The sequence below is a fragment of the Bradyrhizobium macuxiense genome, assembly GCF_001542415.1.
In the GTDB taxonomy this organism is placed as follows: Bacteria; Pseudomonadota; Alphaproteobacteria; order Rhizobiales; family Xanthobacteraceae; genus Bradyrhizobium; species Bradyrhizobium macuxiense.
The window spans coordinates 1-1934 of the sequence record NZ_LNCU01000067.1; the positions used below are offsets into that span (position 1 = coordinate 1).

Annotated in this window: 1 protein-coding gene; it reads left to right on the forward strand. The window is 65.3% G+C overall.

Features of this window, described 5'->3' with window-relative positions; translation table 11 throughout:
* Positions 1 to 1934, forward strand: a 1934-nt coding sequence (locus tag AS156_RS19275; protein WP_136626308.1) for an efflux RND transporter permease subunit, incomplete at both ends; no start/stop codon positions are given.

Here is a 1934-nt window from a genome sequence, read left to right on the forward strand (position 1 = left end):
GTCGGCATCGTGGTCGACGACGCGATCGTGGTGGTCGAGAATGTCGAGCGGCATCTCGAGCATGGCCTGAGCCGGCGCGAAGCCGCACTCAAGACCATGGAGGAGGTCGGAGGCGCGCTGGTCTCGATCGCGCTCGTGCTGTGCGCGGTGTTCGTGCCGACCGCATTCCTCGGCGGCATCTCCGGGCAGTTCTTCCAGCAATTCGCCGTGACGATCGCGGTCGCGACCGCGATCTCCTGCTTCTGCTCGTTGACGCTGTCGCCGGCGCTGGCCTCGCGGATACTCGTTCCGCATGAGGCGAAGCGGCCGGCGGCACGCTGGAACCTGATCGCGCGCGGCTGGTCCGCCTTCACCGGCGTCTTCAACCGCATATTCGACCGGCTGGCGCATGGCTATGCGGCGGCGGCATCCTTCGTGATCCGGCATTCGGCGACGATGCTGCTGCTCTATCTGGTGCTGATCGGCAGCGCCGGCTGGCTGCTTGCGACCACCTCGCAGGGCTTCATTCCGGCCCAGGATCGCGGTTACCTTATCATCTCGGTGCAACTGCCGGGCGCCGCGTCGCTGGCGCGAACCGCCGCGGTGGTGCGCGAAATCGAGCGGATTGCACTGGATACGCCAGGTATCGTCCGTGTTGGGGCATTTAGTGGCTTCTCCGGCGCGACGCGCACGCAGGCCGGCAACGCCGCGGCTTTGTTCCCGGTGTTCGACGAGCCGGAGGCGCGGCAGAAGAAGGGATTGTCGGCCAACGCCATCACGGCCGATCTGCGCAAGCGCCTGTCGGTGATCCAGGGCGCCTTCATCATCGTCATTCCGCCGCCTGCCGTGCCCGGCATCGGCACCGGCGGCGGCTTTGCCATCCGCATCCAGGATCGACAAGGGCGCGGGCCCGAACTGCTGGCGGCCGCGACCGACGAGCTCGTTGCCGCCGCGCGCAAGTCGCCAAACCTGATCTCTGTGTTCTCACCGTTCACGGCAAATACGCCGCAGCTGTTTGTCGACATCGATCGCGTCAAGGCGCAGAAGCTCGGCGTGCCGATCGCCAGCATCAACGACACGATCGAGACCTACTTCGGCTCGACCTATGTCAACGACTTCAACCTGTTCGGACGTACCTATCACGTCACCGCCCAGGCGGATCTCCCATTCCGCAAGGAGGCTTCCGATCTCTCGCGCCTGCGTACCCGCAACGCGGCCGGCGACATGGTGATGCTCGGCAGCGTCTTGGACTTCAAGGACGTCTCGGGACCTGACCGTGTCGCGCGCTACAATCTCTACTCGGCGTCCGAGCTGCAGGGTGAGCCGGCACCTGGCGTGAGTTCGGCGACGGCCCTCAACACCATCAAGGAACTCGCCGACCAAACCTTGCCGAGCGGTTTCTCCTTTGAATGGACGGACTTGTCCTACCAGCAGGTGACGGGCGGCAATGCCGGCCTTTACGTGTTCCCGATCTGCGTGCTGTTCGTCTATCTCGTGCTGGCCGCGCAATATGGCAGCTGGACGCTGCCCTTCGCGGTGATCCTGATCGTGCCGATGTGCCTGTTCGCGGCGACCATCGGCGTGCGCATCATGGGGCAGGACGTCAACATCCTGACCCAGATCGGCTTCGTGGTGCTGGTGGGGCTCGCCGCCAAGAATGCGATCCTGATCGTCGAGTTCGCCCGCGACATCGAGCTTGAGGGCCGGTCGCGGCTGGAGGCGGTGATCGAGGCCTGTCGCCTGCGCTTGCGGCCGATCCTGATGACGTCGTTCGCCTTCATCCTCGGCGTGCTGCCGCTGGTGGTGTCGACCGGCTCGGGCTCGGAGATGCGCCAGGCGGTCGGGGTTGCCGTGTTCTTCGGCATGCTCGGCGTCACGCTGTTCGGCCTGATCTTCACCCCGATCTTCTACATGGTGGTGCGCAACCTCGCGGAAGGAAAGAACGAGGGCAAGCC